The sequence below is a fragment of the Vibrio sp. C8 genome (genome assembly GCF_054051265.1).
This window is the reverse complement of record NZ_JBPAOE010000044.1, coordinates 166,481-187,497: the sequence shown is the minus strand read 5'-3', so window position 1 is coordinate 187,497 and position 21,017 is coordinate 166,481. Positions and strand designations below refer to the sequence as shown.

17 protein-coding genes are annotated in these 21,017 nt (G+C 41.5%); 3 read left to right on the top strand and 14 right to left on the bottom strand.

The features are described from left to right. Positions 1-8: 8 nt before the first annotated feature. From ACRQQK_RS16320 to ACRQQK_RS16275, 10 genes are read right to left on the bottom strand one after another with little or no spacing between them, the layout of a single operon-like run. Positions 9-1,229: an AAA family ATPase gene (locus tag ACRQQK_RS16320; RefSeq protein ID WP_457513105.1), complete on the bottom strand. Its 1,221-nt coding sequence runs from the start codon at positions 1,227-1,229 to the stop codon at positions 9-11. Between the two features lie 16 nt (positions 1,230-1,245). Further along, positions 1,246-1,734 carry a TadE/TadG family type IV pilus assembly protein gene (locus tag ACRQQK_RS16315; RefSeq protein WP_457513103.1) on the bottom strand — a complete coding sequence of 163 codons (489 nt, stop codon included), beginning with the start codon at positions 1,732-1,734 and terminating at the stop codon, positions 1,246-1,248. Further along, positions 1,731-2,171: a TadE/TadG family type IV pilus assembly protein gene (locus ACRQQK_RS16310; protein WP_457513101.1), complete on the bottom strand. Its 441-nt coding sequence runs from the start codon at positions 2,169-2,171 to the stop codon at positions 1,731-1,733. The genes ACRQQK_RS16315 and ACRQQK_RS16310 overlap by 4 nt, the downstream gene beginning before the upstream one ends. A 1-nt stretch (position 2,172) precedes the next feature. Continuing rightward, positions 2,173-3,573: a TadE/TadG family type IV pilus assembly protein gene (locus tag ACRQQK_RS16305; RefSeq protein ID WP_457513099.1), complete on the bottom strand. Its 1,401-nt coding sequence runs from the start codon at positions 3,571-3,573 to the stop codon at positions 2,173-2,175. A gap of 12 nt (positions 3,574-3,585) precedes the next feature. Next, entirely contained in the window at positions 3,586-3,840 is a 255-nt protein-coding gene (locus tag ACRQQK_RS16300) for a hypothetical protein (RefSeq protein ID WP_457513097.1), read from the bottom strand. Between the two features lie 12 nt (positions 3,841-3,852). After that, complete coding sequence (locus tag ACRQQK_RS16295; RefSeq protein WP_457513216.1) at positions 3,853-5,307, bottom strand: type II and III secretion system protein family protein; 1,455 nt, start codon at positions 5,305-5,307, stop codon at positions 3,853-3,855. Between the two features lie 8 nt (positions 5,308-5,315). Further along, positions 5,316-6,047, bottom strand: a complete 732-nt coding sequence (gene cpaB / locus ACRQQK_RS16290; protein WP_457513095.1) for a Flp pilus assembly protein CpaB — start codon at positions 6,045-6,047, stop codon at positions 5,316-5,318. Further along, positions 6,044-7,396: an AAA family ATPase gene (locus ACRQQK_RS16285; RefSeq protein ID WP_457513093.1), complete on the bottom strand. Its 1,353-nt coding sequence runs from the start codon at positions 7,394-7,396 to the stop codon at positions 6,044-6,046. Before ACRQQK_RS16285 ends, cpaB begins: the two co-directional genes overlap by 4 nt. A gap of 30 nt (positions 7,397-7,426) precedes the next feature. Further along, entirely contained in the window at positions 7,427-7,957 is a 531-nt protein-coding gene (locus ACRQQK_RS16280) for an A24 family peptidase (protein WP_457513091.1), read from the bottom strand. Between the two features lie 35 nt (positions 7,958-7,992). Then, the gene (locus tag ACRQQK_RS16275) at positions 7,993-8,169 is read right to left on the bottom strand and encodes a Flp family type IVb pilin (RefSeq protein ID WP_457513089.1); all 177 of its coding nucleotides are present in this window, start codon (positions 8,167-8,169) and stop codon (positions 7,993-7,995) included. Between the two features lie 514 nt (positions 8,170-8,683). Here ACRQQK_RS16275 and ACRQQK_RS16270 point away from each other — a divergent pair. Both ACRQQK_RS16270 and ACRQQK_RS16265 read left to right on the top strand, forming a co-directional pair. Next, positions 8,684-9,430 (top strand): helix-turn-helix transcriptional regulator, encoded by a 747-nt coding sequence (locus ACRQQK_RS16270; RefSeq protein WP_457513087.1) that lies wholly within the window; start codon positions 8,684-8,686, stop codon positions 9,428-9,430. Positions 9,431-9,554: 124 nt separating this feature from the next. Next, entirely contained in the window at positions 9,555-11,240 is a 1,686-nt protein-coding gene (locus ACRQQK_RS16265) for an AMP-binding protein (protein ID WP_457513085.1), read from the top strand. A 213-nt stretch (positions 11,241-11,453) separates the two neighbouring features. On the opposite strand, the gene fusA is transcribed toward ACRQQK_RS16265, so the two are convergent. Beyond that, a complete protein-coding gene (fusA, locus tag ACRQQK_RS16260) occupies positions 11,454-13,541 on the bottom strand; it encodes an elongation factor G (RefSeq protein ID WP_457513083.1) in 2,088 nt (695 codons plus the stop codon). Between the two features lie 198 nt (positions 13,542-13,739). After that, positions 13,740-15,119 carry a DNA repair protein RadA gene (gene radA / locus ACRQQK_RS16255; protein WP_457513081.1) on the bottom strand — a complete coding sequence of 460 codons (1,380 nt, stop codon included), beginning with the start codon at positions 15,117-15,119 and terminating at the stop codon, positions 13,740-13,742. Positions 15,120-15,247: 128 nt separating this feature from the next. Between radA and ACRQQK_RS16250 the strand changes: the two genes are divergently transcribed. Further along, positions 15,248-17,596, top strand: coding sequence for a PilZ domain-containing protein (locus ACRQQK_RS16250; RefSeq protein WP_457513079.1), 2,349 nt, complete (start codon positions 15,248-15,250; stop codon positions 17,594-17,596). Positions 17,597-17,675: 79 nt separating this feature from the next. On the opposite strand, the gene nlpI is transcribed toward ACRQQK_RS16250, so the two are convergent. Together nlpI and pnp are read right to left on the bottom strand one after the other, a co-directional pair. Beyond that, positions 17,676-18,599 carry a lipoprotein NlpI gene (gene nlpI / locus ACRQQK_RS16245; RefSeq protein ID WP_457513077.1) on the bottom strand — a complete coding sequence of 308 codons (924 nt, stop codon included), beginning with the start codon at positions 18,597-18,599 and terminating at the stop codon, positions 17,676-17,678. Positions 18,600-18,716: 117 nt separating this feature from the next. Continuing rightward, a complete protein-coding gene (gene pnp, locus ACRQQK_RS16240; RefSeq protein WP_457513075.1) occupies positions 18,717-20,849 on the bottom strand; it encodes a polyribonucleotide nucleotidyltransferase in 2,133 nt (710 codons plus the stop codon). Positions 20,850-21,017 lie beyond the last annotated feature (168 nt).

Sequence of the window (21,017 nt, the reverse complement as noted above, 5' to 3'; positions counted from 1 at the left end):
CTAATCCATCAGGAAAACAATCGCTTCAACCAACCTTTCTTAATTTTAACTGGAGCTAATGTTTGAGACAGCTCGGCTACCGATTTGGTTATCGAACTATTCTTGCGAGACTCGACGAAAGGCTTACCTAAATTTGCACTCTCAATTGCAGCTTTGAAATCGTTAGGTATAACGTGACTTTTAATGCCTGTTAATGTCTGCTCAATATCTTTCAATCTTATTTGTTGACGCTTTTCATAGCGATTTACGATTAACTCTATCTGCTCCTTAGCTATCCCATATTCCAGAGTTAATGCTTTCGTAATTCTAGATGCGTTCTTTATTGCAACAAGATTTTGCTGAGTAACCAAGAATACTTTGCTTGCCTGAGACAAAACAGGAGCAAACATTCTGTCCACTCCAGAAGATAAATCGACAAATACGTAAGGATAAAACTCCAGCAATGTTGGTAATAACCTGCCCATTTGCATTGCTTTATCAAAGTTCTCATTGTGATTTTCATGTTTAAAACTTAAAACATGAAGACCTGAAGGATGCTTAGAAACCAAAGAGTGTAAAGATATTTCGTCCAAATCCTTAACATTTGCTATAGCATCATTAATGCTATACGCAGGATTAATATTTAGATAATCCATCACAACACCAAAGTGAATGTCTAAGTCAAGCAGGAGTACCTTATCTTTATTTTGCAACGCTACTTCTACAGCTGTATTTAACGCTATCGTTGTTGCCCCCGAGCCACCTTTTGTATTAAGAAAAGCAAACAGTTGACCAAGTTTTCTTGCTGATATTTTTTCCTCAGCAACATTTTTTAATAGCGGAACAAGATCATTAATGGTTGAACTATCAGAAATAAAGTCGGCAGCACCTAATCTCAATGCAATCTTGAGAGCTCCATTATCACTTTCATCGCCAAATATAATTAAAGAAGTACTAACCTCTGACGCTTCTAGCATTGGACCATCATAATTTTGCAACTCGACAACTTTTTGAGCCCAGTTGGGGCCTGTTTCAACAAAAATAAGGTCTGGTGGTGTGAAGTTTTTGAAACTGTCCGCCATAACTCCATGCAAAGATATAACTTCAAAACTAAGGCTAGGACACAATGACAGCTCATTCATCATATGCAGTTTAAACGCGTCACTGGAGTACAAAACCCAAACAGATAAACTAGTTTTCAACCTTATATTATTACTGTCACTACGAGACAATTTTACTGCTTCCCCCATAAAAATTCCTTTATAGTTATTTTTTACAATCCGTATAACGTTCTTCGCCATCACTACTTAGTCTTTCAACACCTAAAGATTCCGCGGCTAAAATTGTTTCAAATTTAGGTGTAGTTATTACTCCATTGTCACCTAAAAAATTCAAAACACCTGAAAATCCATAGTTATAATTTTCAACTCTTGCTCTTACATAATAGATATCATCGTAATTATTAGTAGGGTCTAAAACCGAACCTCCGTTTTTATCTAAGTAATCAATAACGATATTCCCAGCAGTTAAACCTTGAGGCTCTCGCTCACTTAGCGCAAGATCCTTTATTTCTGGATCGTTTACTTGGCAAACAGCAGCTATACGGGCAGTTCGACGAGTTAAGTCATTAATAGACTGCAAGTTAAATATAAAAACGCCAAGTTCAAGTATCGCAAAAATAATCAACAGAACAGTTGAGCCAACGATAGTAAACTCCACTAACGTGATACCTTTCTGTTTATTGTAGGTATTCATGGTTCTGTCCTCAAAAGTGCTGAGGAGCTAAATGTTAAATCTAACAAGGAATCTAATGGTAAAAAGTTGAGTATTGGCGAGTAAGTATACGAGGCGGTTACAACAACATATTTACCATCAATCGTAACCTGAACATTTGACGTTTCTAAACCATCAAGAACAACGGGGGGATTGTCACCTGCCGGTTGTGTTTTATTACCATACACAACCATATTTTTTATCGACTCAAAATCAGCTACTGCATAAGGATCAGCAGTGCCATAAACATCACGAACAGAATAACGAGCTGCGTTCTGAACAGTTTTACTCAATGTATTATAGCTAATAAAAGCGTTACCAAATTCTACAATAATAGTTAGTATCAGTAGCAACACTGGTAAGGTAATAAGAAATTCAACGGCTGCAATACCTGATTGCCTCGGCTTTAAAATACTCATACTAAGACCCATTACTATAAGGGTCTTTATAGAGCACTATTCTATAACTACCGTCATTATTACTAGTAGCATTGGCAAGGGTACTGGAAGTCGGACAGGATTCTATATATTCACCATAAACTTCTTCTTTAGAACCATTACTTGTAGGAGCTGGTTGCAAAAGATAAAAACAACCTAAACCCGTTACTCTAAATGTGCTTTTACCAGTAGGGGTAGGATCGTTGTTACTTGAATCTTTTGAGCAATCCAGAATAGGGACTGACATTATCCTACGTCCACTACCTTGACTTAATGAATACAATGAATTTGTGTCATTAATTAACGTTGCATAATTTTCATAAAAACTATCATTAAGTTCATCAGCGGATAATTGACTATAATTTTCTTTCAACGCAACTAGGGCCTCATATTCACTTTCTGAAACCGACTTATTGTCGTCAGGACCATTAGTTTCATAGTAGGTAATTTCTTCTTCCGCAGTAGATAAACGATCAAATACATCTGAAATGGTAGTAATTCCCAACGCAATGAATGTATCGATGTCATCCTTTAATGAAGCTGGGGTATCGTAGTCTTCTTGGGTAAAAGTTCCTTTAATACTACCGCTGATTTCGTTAAATCTGGTATTCAACCCCTTACCAACGGGACCAATAGTATTCCCTGTTTTGGTTTCCACTTCACCGCCAACAGTCGCACAAGTATTATTGTTTAAACCAACGCCTGTAACCCCAGCTAACTGTTCTGATAACTTATCATCAGAGTCAAAGTCTAGAAGCTGAAAATTACCTGGGCCCATAACTGAACGATTGGTTACCAACTTCAAAGCATAAACATTTTGAGCGACATACCCACGGTTTGCATCAGATTCATCAGCACTAGGATCTTCACAAACGGCAATGGGTACAATATTACAAGTACCACCACCTGTACTTCTTCCAGCAACTGCACTATTTGATAATTTTTTATCACTAATCCCTAGTACTTGAATAAAAAAGCTTTCCAACGTCAAATTAGAGACCGCTACACGTACATATCGGTCATACATCGTAGATGCCGAGCCGCTGGAAAAATCAGAAGGGTCATTGGAAAACATTACAGATATATCCACTCCTTCATCAAAAAACCTTAACTCACTATTTCCGCCTGCTTGCGCCATTTCGGTTAAAGTATCAGTGACTGCCGTTCTTGCATCATCTTCACTCCCGCCTCGGTCAAGTACCAAAGCAGCAGCTAGTGCTGCGGCATCAACACTGTTTTGAAGCCGAGTTCTGTTCATAAAAGCATGATTGATATCGATAGCTAATGCCGTAACGCCTAGAAAAGCAAACAAGGCGATAGTCACCATCACAGCAACCAGACCTCGCTGTTTCCGCATTCCGCGAACTGGGTGATGTGCTTTCATATAAGCCTCAACTTAGTTGGCAAAACCTGTTAAAACTTGGCTATTAGCACTTTGTAATGATTCGCCTTTCTTTCCTGTATAAGTGCTATAAATGCCTTCCATTTTTTCACCGTTACCGGTAGGAAGAACCTCCAAGTTTTCCATCGTAGCATTCGGGTTATAAACTTGCTCCTGCCTCACCTGAGCCATATAAGTCCCCAATGGAGCAGGGTTGGAACAGCCAGTAAGTACTAAAACTGAAACCAACATAAAAAATACGTATTTCATTCCATGCACTCCTTACATCTCATGCCCAAACGAACCTTCACTACCACCTTTTTCAGACTGTTCCAATCCTTGCGGTGCATCCGATTCTACTTGGTGAGTTTTATCAGGGTTTTTAAGATAAGCCCCCTTACCTAACAGGTAATATTTAACATCATTCGGCTCAACGAAAGCATCAGTAGGTAATTTAATTTTAGAACGATCGATAGGTTTCGCCAGCCGAGGAGTAACAAGTATCACAAGTTCAGTTTCACCAGATATGTACTCTTTGCTACCAAATAGTTGCCCTAATACAGGAACATCGCCAAGCCCCGGGACTTTTGATGCTGAATCTCGAACATTTTCACTAAGTAAACCTGCGATACCAATGGTTTGCCCATCAGCTAACTCAAGAGTTGAAGAGGCGCTTCTTCGAGTTATAGGTGGTATATAGTAAGTAGCATTGGTACCTGAAGTGCTCAGAGATAAACTGGTTGATGCAGCTATTTCACTTACATCTACTGCTAAATTGAGGTTGATTTTTTTATCACTTAACACAGTTGGCGTAAATTTTACCCCAACACCATACTCTTTGTACTCGACGGTAATACCATCTTGATTAGGTACGGGGATAGGGAACTCGCCACCAGCTAAAAACTCAGCATTTGAACCACTTAATGCGGTTAAATTTGGCTCAGCCAGTACTTTTGCAACGCCGGTTTCTTTCGCTATGTCCAAAGCCAAGGTAAACAAAGTATTACTGTCAATAAAAGAGCTTAAAATCCCTGTACTATCTACACCAACAGTACTCAAAACTGGACCTATAGAGTTAATTCCACCTCCAACAGTAGTACCGCCGATTGAAAACTTTCCATTGTTTTGAAAGAAGTTGAAATTGGTACCAAAACGGCGAACCAGACTGCGTTGAACTTCAGCAACGGTTACTTCAAGCATCACTTGTTGCGCGCCACCAATACTCATTAAGTTGACAACACCAGTACTACTGGCTAGAGAATTTCGTGATCCAGTAGCTCCGTCAGCAGCTTGACCAGCAGCATAAGTTTCAGCCAAACGCAGAGCTAAATTCATTTTCTCTAAAGAACTTACTTGTCCACTTAAAATCAACCGGTTTTGAGCACTTTGTACGTTGATAGTCTCATCGGGCATAAGTTCGAAGAGCTTCGATTTGAGATTGTTTACATCATGAGTAACCTCAATATTGATTGACTCAATGAGTTCACCTCTACTGTTCCATGCCATTAGGTTCGTTGAACCGAGTTTTTTACCTATTAAAAACAACTCATCAGCTTTTAACATCACAATATCGAGAACCTCTGGATCCCCTAAAGAAACCCGAGTCGCTTTTCCTGCTAACTCAACAAATGTGGATTTATGATGTGGAACATTTACTGTTTTACCACTTTGAGTAGCAGCTAGGACTGCGTGACTTAACGCGAAACACAGTGTCAGTGCTGTTATTATTCTTTTCATCACTCACCTCACTCCTTGACACGAACACTGGAAGAATTCGTTCCTTTTATGATTGTTACTCTCGGAGCCACATACTGTTTGACAACTTTAGGCTCTACAGCATTCGGATTGCGCAGTGCCAATTGAATAGAACCTTTGCTGTTAGCACTTAATAATTTCTCCGCTTCTTTTGGGGACACTTCCAAAGTCACAGCTCGTACAATAATGGGTTTGTTCTCTTTTGTTCTTGCTGTCTGATCGACTGCTAATACCTTGATGTCTTTCAATACTGTGGTGGTGTATGCGTTGACGGTGTTTAATATATCGACTCGGTTGCCTGGGAGTAGAAAACCAGCGACCCCAATAACGTCATTAACTCTTATGGTCAACGCCCGCTTGTCCTCAGGTATTAAGGTCGCTAAAGTCGCACCTTGACCTGGCGCGCTAATATGCTCTGCAATCACAATTTCATCGGGATACATATTGTCCGTTGCGACCATACCGACAAGAGTCGATACATCAGTAAACTGGTTTTCTGCACGCCAAGCTTTCTCAAGCTGTTTGGTAGTGAAATGTTGTTCATCAAGAACCGTCCCTGCTGCAATTTCAATCGCAGCTACGATAACTGGCTCCCGCTCAACAACTTCAACTTTAGTCTGGGGTTGTGCTTGCCGATCCATCCACTGCTTAGCAAAAAAAACGGCTCCTAGACCAAAAATGATCGACAGCAAAAACAGTAAAATGATCTGATTGCGACTCATCGAGCGCCTCCTCCTTTTCCATCCGCCGTGAAGTAAACTTCCCATGCACGCTCAAGTATTTCTGGCGTAATAATCGGTTCAGCTTCTTCAAATGCAATGATGTCTCGACTGATTCCTATAATGTCTTTTGGTAAACAAGGATAAAAGCCCACACCATGTAAACGGTGTAAGTTATATAAGCTTTCAAAAGACGCTTGCTGTACTGATAGCGAACGACCACTCGCCATGCTTTCCCATAGCGCGTGGTATTCAGATTGATGTAAAGGGTGGAACTGAATTTTATAACCCAAACGGCGAAGAAATGCAGGATCGCTGATTTTCTCAGGATCCAAGTTAGTCGAAAACGCTAAGGTCAAAATAAAAGGGATCGTAATTTGTTGACCGTTAGGCAAAGAAAGATGGTCAAAAAAGTACTCCATCGGCACGATCCAACGGTTGAGAATGGTGTCCACAGGCATAGGCTGACGGCCTAAGTCATCGATAACCAAAATTCCGTTATTCGCCATCATTTGCAGTGGTGCCATCCATACTCTGTTGTGTTCGGTATGGTTAACCTCAAGCATATCCATGGTGAGCTCACCACCTACTTGAATACTTGGGCGCTCACACAATACCCAACGACGATCATATTGATCTTTGTAAGTAATGCTTTGAGATTGTGCATCTTTGTCGATTACCGGTTTATGATGCTGCTGTGAAAGTACTTTTATAATGTTACCTGCAGCATAAACCGCGTAGGGAACGTAGACCGAGGTGTTGAGCGAATTGAGCAGCCGAGTCGCGACATAAGTTTTACCGGTACCCGCATCACCATACAGTAATAACGCACGCCCAGAATTGATGGCAGGGCCCAAGACCGAAATCATCCTCTCGGCACCAAATACGTCACTCATAGCACGAGTAACATCAGGCCGAGTGACCAGTTTGGCGCGAACATCCTGAGCCTTAACCATAACGTTATAGTCTTGTAATGAAACAGGGGCGGGTCCTAAATAGGCATCTCGTTGAAAAGCATTATCCGCCTCTTGCATACCTGTTTCTGATAAACCATAGCGCACATGTCCCGACGACTGAGCTAAATAAGAGTTAGACTCAGCTTGATAGACTTCCACCAGCGATTTTTTACGTAACACAGCGATGAGTTCTTCAATCATATGGCTGCTAATAGCCATTAAACGAGTTAATTGTAAGATGTCGGATTTAGGATAAGCAGCTAACTGCTTAAGTAACAAATTTTCAAGTACCGCTTGAGGAATATGCAACTCATCAAAAGTAGTGGGCACTTTGGGCGCTGAAGCTTGGGGAGACAGCACTGTTTTAGGGACTTCCTTTTGTAATGCTTCAGCCATAGCTTCATCCTAGGTTCGATAAGAAATTAATTAGTGTTTAAAATACTGATACATAGCTAATGCAATAATGAGTACTGGTGCGAATGGCATATATGTTAAGTTTTGTTTCAATTTGAAATCTTCTTTTATTTGCTCAATATATATCGGTACATAATTACAGAAATTAAAACCTGCCTTACTAAAAAACATAACTCTCGAACTACATTTTTTATTAGTTAAATGATTAAGTGACCAATACATAAATCCGATAAAACAACAGCTAAACGCTATAAACAAAGAGATACTGAACAATTCTTTAAAACCAAAAATAAAACCAACTACACCAAAGAGTTTCACATCTCCTGCTGCCATGATTTTTAATACGTAAAATACTAAACTAACTGAAAAGGCAACTATAAACCCAAGAATATGGGGGATAAATAGTTCTAAGTCATACGAACTCGAAGAATAAATGTTGAAGAAACTATATGCTAAAAGTATCAAAAGCAAATAGTTGGGTATTCGATACTCTCTAGCATCGAATACCCCAATGACTACTAGCACACTCCATATGACTATCATCAAAATATACTTTAGTTTCGATACTGTTTTTGAGGTTAAGAACTAATAGAACTAGTAATTTTAGTTACTCCTGAGATTATTTTCTCACCTAGACTGCCAAAAGCTGTAGCCAAACCAGCAACAATCAACGAACCAGCAACAACATATTCAACAGCACTAAGACCGTCTTCGTCTTGCCAAAAGGTTTTGACTTGCTCAATAAACTTATTCATTAGAGGCCTCCTTAATAAATGGCTCATTTCTAATGTAGTGAGTTCTTAAATTAGCGGTTAGGACTTTTTTGTTCTCTTTTGGCACTTTTTTAAACTAAAAGGCAGTCAAGACTAGAAAATGCAGTTAAAACTTTAGGGCGAATTTGTACTAATCATTAAGTATTAATCCGGCACAAACCCTTTACGAAACAAGTTTCAAATAAACGGAGACAAACAGTTAGAACTGAGCATATTCCCTATATTTCAAGACCACATACTAATACTTGCACTTTCTCATTATTGAAATTAATGAAAAAAATTACATCCACACTATGAAGTAACATCACTATTGCTATTCCCATCCACTCACCATTTCTGAAGAAAAATTCTGCAACTTTTAGATGAGGACTTGCACTTTCCTGCCATAACTCTACTCTTACTTTGTCATGACAAAAAACTGACAAAACTGACATTTTCCTGACAGAACAAAATTTAAAATCTAGTTGTTTATCTACGGAAGGATAAAAACTCACTTATGGCAACAAAACATGTCGCTCACTGGCTAGGAAGCCCAGTAAGGCAATTACCAACACGAGTACAAGATGCATGTAACTCTGTCTTTACCGTGATTGAACACGGCAATGATGTCTCTGTTTTGAGCGAACCCAACATTAATTATGCTGTATTTTTTCTTCACAGAGATAAATGCCAAGAGTTATTACTCACTGCACTGAGGATTTGTACCAATCTGAATAAGTATTTAATTGTTATTCACGAAGGTAACTTTTTGAATTCAATTAATAAAAATGACGCGATATTTGCCATTGTGGATATATCTAAAGAAGACCCACATATCGCAGCAAACTTAATTAGCGAAAAGCTTAGTCTAAGTTTTTCCTCCGGTAGAAGAGCCTTTGACCACAGGCTGCAACACACACCAGTGGCCCCTCACACAATGAGCAAAGAAATGTTGGATATTTTGCGTCACATTGATCTCAACCTCACTCAAGAAATTCGAGAAGAAGATGTGGCCAGTTATTGTCATTATTCCATCTCATATTTCTCCAAACTGTTCAAAAGAGTCGTTGGAGTGAGCTTTAGAGATTACATTTGCAGTAAGCGAATCACGCTCGCAAAGCGTCTTTTACTTGAAGAACCCAATGCGAAAATCGCCTTTGTTGCCTATCAATGTGGATATCACGACGTATCCTATTTCTCTCGTATTTTTAAGAAGAAGACGGGGATCAGCCCAGGGGTGTTTAGACAAATAAATGCTCGCTAAATTTACAAATTTTCACGTTTTGATCTTTTTCGAACCAACAAACCCATGCTAATGTTAGGTTGAATTAACATTTTTATAACAACTATTATTTTTATAACCAAGCGCTGTTGTATGGAGTTCGAACATGATTCTGCCAAATGAGTCACATCAACCTTACTGCTCTCTCCCACCACCAAACGAAATGATTTTGAAATGGGCTGACGAGCGTCCTAATGACGTTTATCTGAAACAGATAATCGACCGAAAATTCATCGAATTTACTTATTCTGAGGTTGCTGACAAGGCTTTACGCCTAGTCTCAGCTTTAAGAGCTCTCGGTGCTAACCCCGGCGATAAAGTCGCCCTTATTTCTAAAAACTGTGCAGAGTGGTTTATTTGCGATTTAGCGATGATGCTCGGTGATTATGTCAGTGTACCTATTTTTCCAACTGCCGGTTCAGACACTATTGAATACTGTCTGAACCATAGTGGTAGTCAGCATTTAATCATAGGCAAATTAGATGATAGTGAAGCCGTCACAACCGCTTTAAAAGCGACACCCAACATCATCAGCATAGCTTTACCTTACAGTTCAGCGCCGAAATGCCAATACGAGTACAAAGAGCTAATTAAACAATACCCACCAAGCTCTGAAAGAGTACAGCACCACGATGACAAGCTAATGTCATTGGTCTATACATCAGGAACATCAGGGCAACCAAAAGGTGCTATGCTCACCTACGGAGCTTTTACGTGGTCTGTTCAACAACTGATAGATCTTATACAGATCGAAGACAATGATCGTTTGTTCTCTTATCTACCTTTGGCACATATTACTGAGCGTGTTTATATTTTCGGTACCTCAATACAAGGAGGGGTTCAAACGGCCTTTCCTGAATCACTTGATACGTTTATTGAAGATGTCAGGATGCAGCGTCCGACCTTCTTTATTTCGGTACCACGTTTATGGACCCTATTCCAACAAAGAATTCTAGATAAACTTCCTCAGCGAAAACTGAACTTATTGCTGAAGATTCCATTTGTAAACTCAATAGTCAAACGCAAGATAGCCGATGGTTTAGGGTTAGATAAGGCGAGAATATTAGGTTGTGGTTCTGCACCAGTCTCCCCTTCTTTGCTTAGCTGGTACCATCAGGTAGGGTTAAACGTCACCGAGGCTTGGGGAATGACCGAGTCGTTTGCCTATAGCACCATAAACTACCCTTTCCGTGCAGATAAAATCGGTACCGTCGGTAATGCAGGGCCTGGAGTAAAAATAAAGATTGCTCAAGATGGTGAGATTCTTGTTCTCAGCAAAGGGCTTTTCTCTGGTTACTACAACAACGATATTGCGACTAAAGAGTCGTTTGATAATGATGGATGGCTTCATACTGGTGATATTGGTTCGATAGATAGCGATGGCTATCTGAGTATTCAAGGTCGCAAGAAAGACACTTTCAAAACAGCAAAAGGCAAATTCGTAGCACCCGTACCTATTGAAAAGAAACTGTTTGAATATTCACGTGTAGAAATGATGTGCATGATTGGCTTAGGCCTACCAGCACCAATACTGTTGGTGGTTCCTCACGCATTTCCTAATTTTGACCGTTCGCGTTACGAAAGAACGACAGAGAAAATCATTAAACGCATTAACTCTGAGGTAGAAACTCACGAGCAAATCAAAGGTGTTTTGATGATAAAAGAACCATGGTCAATAGCTAACGGAATCCTAACTCCGACATTGAAAATTAAGCGTCATGTCTTAGAGAAGAAGTACCACGAGATAGGACAAAACTGGCCCAAAGATCAATTGATCGTCTGGGAAAAATAGTCACTTAACGAACCGTCTATAATCCAGCTCCTAGAAAATGCAATGCATTATTCTGGGGCTGGCATCTTGTCCCACCTGAATGAACTTGTTCATAGTTATTAAATTCCAACTTTCAATCGAGTGACAAAAATAACACCAATAAAACAAAAGCCCCAATCGCTTTCACGAATGGGGCTTAAATACTCAGTTAACTAATTATTAGTTAATTAGGCATTATTTCTTAGCGTTACGCTCTTTAACTTCAGCGATAACTTTTTCTGCTACGTTAGCAGGACATGGTGCGTAGTGTGCGAACTCCATAGAGAACTGACCACGACCAGAAGTCATTGTACGTAGTGTACCGATGTAGCCGAACATTTCAGATAGTGGAACGTCTGCTTTGATACGTACGCCAGTAGCACCAGCTTGTTGGTCTTTGATCATACCACGACGACGGTTAAGGTCACCGATTACGTCACCAACGTGATCTTCTGGAGTGAACACGTCAACTTTCATGATTGGCTCAAGAAGTTGCGCGCCAGCTTTTGGCATAGATTGACGGAATGCGCCTTTCGCTGCGATTTCAAATGCGATAGCAGATGAGTCAACTGCGTGGAAGCCACCGTCGAACAGTTCAACTTCAACATCTAGCGTAGGGAAGCCAGCAAGAACACCGTGCTCCATCATGCTTTCGAAGCCTTTTTCTACTGCAGGCCAGAATTCTTTAGGTACGTTACCACCAACAACTGTTGACTTGAACGTGAAGCCAGAGTTTGGCTCACCTGGTTTGATACGGTAGTCGATCTTACCGAACTGACCTGAACCACCAGACTGTTTCTTGTGCGTGTAGCTATCTTCAACAGCTTTAGTGATTGTTTCACGGTAAGCAACTTGAGGAGCACCAACAGTTAGTTCAACACCGTAAGTACGCTTAAGGATGTCAACTTTAATATCTAGGTGTAGTTCGCCCATACCTTTAAGGATGGTTTCACCTGAATCTTCATCTGTTTCAACTTGGAAAGATGGATCTTCTGCAACCATTTTACCGATCGCGATACCCATTTTCTCAGTAGAACCTTTATCTTTAGGTGCTACAGCAATTGAGATTACTGGTACAGGGAAAATCATTGGCTCTAGAGTACATTCATGCTTAGGATCACATAGAGTGTGACCAGTTTGCACGTTCTTCATACCAACGATAGCGATGATATCGCCCGCTTGAGCTTCTGTAATTTCATTACGGTCATTCGCTTGCATCTCAACCATACGGCCGATACGCTCAGTTTTGCCCGTTGCTGAGTTAAGGATAGTGTCACCCTTCTTCAAGCGGCCTGAGTAGATACGTACGAACGTTAGAGCACCAAAACGGTCATCCATGATCTTAAACGCAAGCGCTTTTAGCGGTTGATCTGCATCAACAATTGCTTTTTCGCCTGTTGGCTCACCAGTTTGTGGGTCAGTCAGATCTTGTGGGTCAACTTCTGTTGGTGCTGGTAGATAATCTACTACTGCATCAAGAACAAGTTGCATACCTTTGTTTTTGAATGCTGAACCACAGAATGTTGGGAAGAACGCTAGATCACGAGTACCTTTACGGATACAACGCTTAATGTCTTCGATAGAAGGTTCTTCGCCTTCCATGTAAGCCATCATTAGCTCGTCATCTTGCTCAACTGCCGTTTCGATCAACATTTCACGGTATTCTTCCAATTGGTCAACCATGTCTGCTGGAACTTCTTTAACTTCGTAGTTTTCTGGTAGACCTGACTCATCCCAAACGTACGCTTGACGAGTTAAGATATCTACAACACCAACGAAATCATCTTCACGACCGATTGGAAGAGTCATTACTAGTGGGTTAGCAGCCAGTACATTCTTCACTTGTTCAACAACATTGAAGAAGTCAGCACCCATACGGTCTAGTTTGTTAACGAAAATGACACGTGCAACTTCAGATTCGTTAGCGTAACGCCAGTTAGTTTCTGACTGAGGTTCAACACCGCCAGAACCACAGAATACACCGATACCGCCATCTAGAACTTTAAGTGAACGGTATACTTCAACTGTAAAGTCAACGTGTCCAGGAGTATCGATAACGTTTAGACGGTGATTTTTCCACTCACACGTTACAGCTGCTGACTGGATAGTAATACCGCGCTCTGCTTCTTGTTCCATGAAGTCTGTAGTAGATTCACCATCGTGAACCTCACCAGTTTTATGGATTTTACCAGTAAGCTTAAGAATACGCTCAGTGGTAGTGGTTTTACCCGCGTCAACGTGCGCGAAAATACCAATGTTTCTGTATTTCGATAAATCTGCCATTGTCTTACTCTGTTAATAGGATATAAAATGCGCGCAGAGTATATCACAATCTGTCAAGACTGATACCCCCGCAAACCGCTGCCCTTAAAAAATATTTAACTACAGCTAATGATCGTGAAATATAGGCGATTCCATCCCAAGACGCGAGCTAATTCAAAAATATTTTCTCGACTTATTTTCTTTGGGAGTAACACGCCCCTAGAGTTCATCAAATGCTTCAATTGCCTCCGAAAGCTTCTTCACGCCGTGTATCTGCATTCCGGCAATGCCACCTTTAGGCATATTCGAAGCTGGAACAATAGCTCTTTTGAAGCCATGTTTGAACGCTTCGTTCAATCGCTCTTGTCCACTTGGCACTGGGCGAATCTCTCCCGCAAGCCCCACTTCTCCAAAAATTACTACATCTTTAGGTAGCGGCTTATCACGAAAGCTCGATAAAAGTGCCATGAGCAATGCCAAATCTGCGCTCGTCTCAGTGACTTTCACCCCACCAACCACATTGACAAACACATCTTGGTCAGCCATTTGTAGGCCACCGTGTTTGTGTAAAACTGCGAGTAATAGTGACAAACGGTTCTGTTCCAGACCAACGGCTACTCGCCTTGGGTTCGCCAACTGAGAATAATCCACCAGCGCTTGAATTTCGACCAACAATGGGCGCGTACCTTCCCAAACCACCATCACAGAGCTTCCGGATGTATCTTCTTCACCACGAGAAAGGAAAATGGCAGATGGGTTACTCACTTCACGCAGCCCTTGGCCTGTCATAGCAAATACACCAAGCTCATTCACAGCTCCAAAGCGGTTTTTATGACTGCGTAGAGTTCGGAATCGTGTATCTGAACCACCATCAAGTAATACTGAGCAGTCAATAATGTGCTCCAGTACTTTCGGTCCGGCTAATGTGCCATCTTTCGTTACATGACCAACAATAAATACCGCCACATTGTTTTGTTTTGCATAACGTGTCAATGCAGTGGCAGATTCTCGTACCTGAGCCACAGTTCCAGGAGACGACTGAACATCAGCAACATGCATCACTTGAATTGAGTCAATAACCATAATTCTTGGCTGCTCTTTTTCAGCGACCTGACAAATCTTATCAACGTTGGTTTCAGAGAGCATTTTCAGATGCTCTTTAGGCAAGCCAAGCCGAGAGGCTCGCATTGCGACCTGCTGAAGTGATTCTTCGCCTGTAACATAAAGCGTAGGCATTTGAGGAGAAAGCAAACACATGGTTTGTAACAAAAGTGTAGATTTACCTGCACCAGGGTTACCACCGATTAAAATTGCAGCTCCAGGCACCACTCCACCACCAAGTACTCGGTCCAGTTCTTTAAAGCCACTACTAAAACGAGGAACTTCCTGTAGATTGATTTCTGAAAGTATTTGAACCTGTGATTCTGTAGCACTTCCCGCATAACCACTGAGTCGCTCATTACGTGCAACCTGTGGTGAAGCAGCTAGCCTTACTTCAGATATGGTATTCCATGCGCCACAAGCGTTACACTGACCTTGCCAACGGGGAAAATCTGCGCCGCAATCGTTACATACGTAAGCGCGTTTTGCTTTTACCATGCTTCCTCAAATTCATCTAAGTTGTGACATAGAGACTTTAATAATATGTTGAATCAATGCAACATATTGCTAAAGAAATCATTATCAATGCCGATTTTATTAAGTGGACATTACTCTAACAGAAAACTATGCAGCAATCTGAAATTCTCTCCCTCGCTGAACGGCTAATTCCCGCTTATAAGTCAGCCGATTTTGAGCAACTCCTGAATAAATTCACGGGGGGACAACCGCCGTCTGTCAAACTTCTGGTAAAGATGGAATTGAATCGTGTTATGGCTCCATGCACCAAAAGCATTGATTTACGCGGGCGAGTTCAAGGAGAATGTAGAGAATATGAGTTAGACGGCAAGAAGCATTGGCTGGATGATGTTGCCTTCAATACCTATCATAAGAGTGTTAAGAAGTTTGGAGCTTATACTGAAGGGGTTTGGGAGAACTTAACTAATACTCGCAATAACTTTCGCGTAATGAAGCAGCAAGGCACATTAAACAAAGGTAAAGGTGCCGCTGCAGAAGGTAGTTTTGATGTCGAACCGGTTAAATTAGGTTATGACCTTAAACGCTTAGAAAATCGGTTAAAGATTAATACTCAGGTCAAAATTCATCTACCGAGCAATGAACAAGTTGTTCATGGTTTGAGTGTCGATTTATCGGCTTCTGGTGCTAAGTTCAAAGTCCCCTCTGCGTTCAACTACAAACTTGGCGATACCATTTGGGTTCAATTTACCGAACTCACTAAAAGCAGTAAGCTGGAAGAACTCAACAAACCGATAGAGTATCGTATTCTTGGCGTCGATGAATCTTACGATAATGACTCGGTAAAGTATTTACGTGCTTTGAAATTGTCTGAGAGTCTAATTATTGAAAAGGTGATTGAAGAGTCACTAAAAAATAACAGCCAGAAAGCCCGTCACGATAACCAAGATAAAATTATCCGAGCTCGAACTCGCGGTTACGAACACAGCTATCTTAAACATACCTGTAACTTGCCTGTATTTTTCAGCGGTAGCGAACTGAAGTTAGCTTTATTAACCGAGCACAACCACCCGCTTTGGCAATACTGGCACGATGAACGTAACCAACAATCGTTAAGTAGTTTGTTCAACCAGGCTCGCATGGACATGCTGACCAAACCTGGCGTAAGCGGCAGTAATAATGTGCTTTATGCGTTTAAACACGAACATCAAGATAAGACATTTTTCTTTTCAATGATGATGCCAGAAGCCACAAGCGACCAACGAAAACTTTTCTGGCATGTAGGTGCGCGCAAAGAGAGTTGGAAGGCTTTCCGTTTATCAGTTTTTGAGCTTTCTCAGGCGGAGAGAGAAGAACTGGCTAATCATTCCAGCGAGCTCGCTAATCAATCACAAAAACTCACTCACTGCGGTGTATTACAAGAAATCAGTGATTTCAGCTCAGCCAAAGACTATTTATTAGTCGACAAACCCCAACTGCCAACCAGTGAACTCAACCCGTTTCGTCATCCTCGTAAGGTTATTGGATCACCGACAGGTATCTATTTTGATGCCCGCTCGCGCCGTAAAGAGCCACGCTACACACTGAAAACACCCGTGAATGTCATTTTCAACGATCAAGTGTTAGGTGAAGGAGCATCTCTTGATCTTTCCAAACGCGGATTGAATGTGATAGTGAATGCCCCTGTGCAATTGAAAGCGGGCGACATGATCAGCATTGATTATCTCGAGCTGAAGCTGTACGACAAAAACTTGCCTCTCAATCAAGTGCCATACCGGGTAATTAGAATCAGTCCTGAAGGGCAACGTCTGCATTTGATGATCGATGAAAACGCACAAACTATGAAAACCATAGCGTTTTTCAATAGCATCATAGAAAGCAATCAAGACAAGTTAATACCAAAAGAAGAGATTCTGCCTAGCCCACACTTACTTGAAGGCTTGCACAATATTTTGTTGGATAAAATTGTCAGCGCACCCATTTTCGTAGAAAAAAACGGTCCTAGTCTTAAGCCTAAAGTGATTGGGGTAAATTACCCACTTCCGCCTCACTTGGCTTTGTTAGCGAAACTGGGCCAAGAAGGTCAGATATCACTAGAGCCAATCTTTAAAGGTCACACCAACACCTTACTGGCAACACCAATGAAGCGAATTGATGGTGCCGAAGCTCAATATCATGAAGTGTATATTGCGGCAATCAAATTTGGCTCTCGCATCCAGTCAATTGAAACCCGATTGTTATCGGATTTCACCAATACGAAAGAACGTATTAAGTTCATTCAGAAGGCACAATTGATGGGCGAAATATATATTCTGCGACTATGTGGCGCTCCAGTGTTTGACCCATTCACGGTTCTACTAAGGCGCGATATTGATGAACTGGCACAAATCAGCCTCCATCAAGCAAAAAACTTGGAGAAAGAAATCAACAACATTGTTGGCTACGGCGAGATTATCGATATTACTGAAGAAGTTCTTATCCGGTTAGAATTAACCAACTAACATTCTTCTGTTTAGTAAAAATAAAAATCCAGTGCCTCAGACACTGGATTTTTTTATTCATTACAAAACTTAACTTGCTCTATTCGCTAGCCGTAAGATCCGCTTTCTCTTTAGCTTGCTGAGCTTCTCTAACATCTTTGTAGATACGGCCCATCTCAATAAACGAGTAACGATGTTCTACGTACTCATAAACATTGAACGAGATTGCTAACTTATAAAGCGACACTGCATGCGCATAATCACCTTGCATGTGGTAACGCTTGCCGAGATAGAAATAGGCTTCTGTTAGGCGCTGCGCTAATAAATTGTTGTCACGCGTGCTAGCCAGTATCACTTTAAATAGCTGCTCTTCAGATATTTCATCCAACATCATAGCAACCAACAACCACCCCCAATCTTCATTGTGAGATTTGAACTGCTGGCTAAGCTCTGCTTTTGCCGCATTCGGCTCGAGATCCATTTTGATGATGTAGCGCCAAAGGGCGCGAAACGGATCATTAGGATCCATTTGATAATGTTTGTCAGCTTCATCGAATGCAAGCTGAGGACGCTCACCGTAATAAAGTGCAACCGCTCTATTACGCATTGCATATTCATTACTCGGATCAAGCTCTAATGTTGAATCAAAAGATTCGTAAGCTGCGTCGAATTCACCTGTTTCAGTGTAATAAACACCAAGCAGATTAAAGATATCTGGTTGTGCTGGATTTAAAGCTAATGACTGAGTGAAGTCTAATCGAGCCAAATCACGTAAGCCGACGCTGTCATAAGCGTTACCACGTTCAAAAAGCATTTTTGCTCGAACTTCGTCAGTTAGATCAGGGCGTTGCAATAGCTGAGTCAAACGCGCTATTTGAACTTCCTGCTGCACACTTGCCTGTAAAGGAATAGCCATTGGTGGATAAACCCATGGTAAGGGTTGTTCCGATTCTGATGAATTGCTCGCACATCCAGCTAGCAACATTAATGCTGCACTGGCCGCTGCGGTTTTGAACCATTTCACTAATAGATACTCCTGTATACCCCAAACGCATGAAAAAGGGAGCGAATTACGCTCCCTTTATAACACGCTTTCTAGATAAAATGCGAAAACAGTTCGCATTCCATCTTTTGCGTAAACTTATTCCGCTTCTGGAGCAGAATCAGTTGCAGCTGCTTCAACTGGCTTTTCTACTGCTTCTTTCATGCTCAAACGAACACGACCTTGGCGGTCGATTTCAAGTACTTTAACTTGAACTTCTTGGCCTTCAGTTAGGAAGTCAGATACTTTCTCTACACGCTGGTCAGCGATTTGAGAAATGTGTACAAGACCATCTTTACCTGGAAGAACAGTTACGAATGCACCGAAGTCAGCTAGACGTGCAACTTTACCTGTGTAGATCTTACCGACTTCAACTTCAGCTGTGATTTGCTCAATACGACGAATAGCCTCTTTCGCTTGTTCACCAGAAGTTGCAGCAATCTTGATTGTGCCATCATCTTCGATTTCGATCGTTGTACCCGTTTCTTCAGTTAGCATACGGATAACTGCGCCGCCTTTACCGATAACATCTTTGATCTTATCTGAGCTAATCTTCATTGTGTGGATACGTGGAGCGAATTGAGAAATATCGTCACGAGCACCAGAGATCGCTTCATCCATCACAGATAGGATGTGCTTACGTGCACCTTGCGCTTGGTTAAGAGCAATTTGCATGATCTCTTTAGTGATACCTTCGATCTTGATATCCATCTGTAGTGCAGTAATACCAGTGTTAGTACCTGCAACTTTAAAGTCCATGTCACCTAGGTGATCTTCGTCGCCAAGGATGTCAGAAAGAACAACGAAATCGTCGCCTTCTTTAACCAGACCCATTGCGATACCTGCAACAGAAGACTTGATTGGTACACCAGCATCCATAAGCGCTAGAGAAGTACCACATACAGAAGCCATTGAAGAAGAGCCGTTTGATTCAGTGATTTCTGAAACAACACGTACTGTGTACGGGAATTCTTCTGCAGAAGGCATTACTGCTGCAATACCGCGTTTAGCCAATTTACCGTGGCCGATTTCGCGACGCTTAGGAGAACCTACAAAACCAGTTTCACCTACACAGTATGGAGGGAAGTTGTAGTGTAGTAGGAAGTAATCTTTCTTCTCACCAGTTAGCTCATCAATGATTTGAGCATCACGTTGAGTACCTAGAGTAGCCGTTACTAGAGCCTGAGTTTCACCACGAGTGAATAGCGCAGAACCGTGGGTGCGTGGAAGAACACCAGTACGTACATCAAGTGCACGAACCATGTCTTTCTCACGACCATCAATACGAGGGTTGCCCGCGATGATGCTACGACGTACAACCGTTTTCTCTAGATCGTGGAAAATAGTGTGTACTTCTTTTAGGTTTAGTTCTTCGTTTTCAGCCAGTAGCTTCTCGTTCACTTCAGCACTGATTTCGTGGATACGGTCATAACGCGCCATTTTTTCAGTGATTTGGTAAGCTTCAACAAGTTTTGTCTCAGCTAGCTCAGCGATTTTCGCTTTAAGCTCTGTGTTTTCTGCTGGAGCTGTCCAGTTCCAAGAAGGAGTAGCAACTTCTGCTGCAAATTCGTTGATAGCATTGATAACTGTTTGTTGTTGGTCGTGACCAAATACAACAGCAGAAAGCATTTCTTCTTCAGTTAGATTGTCTGCTTCTGACTCAACCATCAATACTGCTGATGAAGTACCAGCAACAACAAGGTCAAGCTTAGACGCCGCAAGTTCAGTGTTACTTGGGTTAAGTACTAATTGACCATCAATGTGACCAACGCGAGCTGCACCGATAGGACCATTGAATGGGATACCAGAAATAGCAAGCGCTGCTGAAGTACCGATCATAGTTACGATATCTGGTTGTACATCTGGGTTAACAGAAACAACAGTAGCGATAACTTGAACTTCATTTTTGAATGCATCTGGGAATAGAGGGCGAATAGGACGGTCGATTAGACGAGCAGTCAGTGTTTCGCCTTCAGAAGGACGTCCTTCACGCTTGAAGAAGCCACCAGGGATTTTACCAGCAGCGTAAGTACGCTCTTGATAGTTTACTGTTAGAGGGAAGAAATCTTGACCTTCTACCGCTTCTTTTTTACCAACAACAGATACGAATACTGCGGTGTCATCCATAGTAACCATAACTGCAGCTGTTGCTTGACGTGCAATAACACCTGTTTCTAGCGTTACAGTGTGGTTGCCGTACTGAAACGTTTTAACAACTGGTTTTTCGAACATGTAAATATTCCTTGCTCTGAGCACATGCTCAGATTTATTAAACGAATCTCACACATTACGAATCGCGACTAGTGAAAACGCGCTTAGTTCTTGATTACAAGAAGCGTCCGCAAACACGCTTTGAATAGCCGCGACCGTTTGGTCGACGTGGTTGACTGTAATGTAGTG

Bases quoted from the DNA above. Each gene is read 5' to 3' on its own strand.
- ACRQQK_RS16295 (WP_457513216.1), bottom strand. From the start codon at position 5,307: ATGAAAAGAATAATAACAGCACTGACACTGTGTTTCGCGTTAAGTCAC.
- pnp (WP_457513075.1), bottom strand. From the start codon at position 20,849: ATGTTCGAAAAACCAGTTGTTAAAACGTTTCAGTACGGCAACCACACT.
- ACRQQK_RS16250 (WP_457513079.1), top strand. From the start codon at position 15,248: ATGCAGCAATCTGAAATTCTCTCCCTCGCTGAACGGCTAATTCCCGCT.
- ACRQQK_RS16265 (WP_457513085.1), top strand. From the start codon at position 9,555: ATGATTCTGCCAAATGAGTCACATCAACCTTACTGCTCTCTCCCACCA.
- ACRQQK_RS16320 (WP_457513105.1), bottom strand. From the start codon at position 1,229: ATGGGGGAAGCAGTAAAATTGTCTCGTAGTGACAGTAATAATATAAGG.
- ACRQQK_RS16310 (WP_457513101.1), bottom strand. From the start codon at position 2,171: ATGAGTATTTTAAAGCCGAGGCAATCAGGTATTGCAGCCGTTGAATTT.
- ACRQQK_RS16285 (WP_457513093.1), bottom strand. From the start codon at position 7,396: ATGGCTGAAGCATTACAAAAGGAAGTCCCTAAAACAGTGCTGTCTCCC.
- ACRQQK_RS16305 (WP_457513099.1), bottom strand. From the start codon at position 3,573: ATGAAAGCACATCACCCAGTTCGCGGAATGCGGAAACAGCGAGGTCTG.
- ACRQQK_RS16275 (WP_457513089.1), bottom strand. From the start codon at position 8,169: ATGAATAAGTTTATTGAGCAAGTCAAAACCTTTTGGCAAGACGAAGAC.
- ACRQQK_RS16315 (WP_457513103.1), bottom strand. From the start codon at position 1,734: ATGAATACCTACAATAAACAGAAAGGTATCACGTTAGTGGAGTTTACT.
- ACRQQK_RS16280 (WP_457513091.1), bottom strand. From the start codon at position 7,957: ATGATAGTCATATGGAGTGTGCTAGTAGTCATTGGGGTATTCGATGCT.
- cpaB (WP_457513095.1), bottom strand. From the start codon at position 6,047: ATGAGTCGCAATCAGATCATTTTACTGTTTTTGCTGTCGATCATTTTT.
- ACRQQK_RS16300 (WP_457513097.1), bottom strand. From the start codon at position 3,840: ATGAAATACGTATTTTTTATGTTGGTTTCAGTTTTAGTACTTACTGGC.
- ACRQQK_RS16270 (WP_457513087.1), top strand. From the start codon at position 8,684: ATGGCAACAAAACATGTCGCTCACTGGCTAGGAAGCCCAGTAAGGCAA.
- fusA (WP_457513083.1), bottom strand. From the start codon at position 13,541: ATGGCAGATTTATCGAAATACAGAAACATTGGTATTTTCGCGCACGTT.
- radA (WP_457513081.1), bottom strand. From the start codon at position 15,119: ATGGTAAAAGCAAAACGCGCTTACGTATGTAACGATTGCGGCGCAGAT.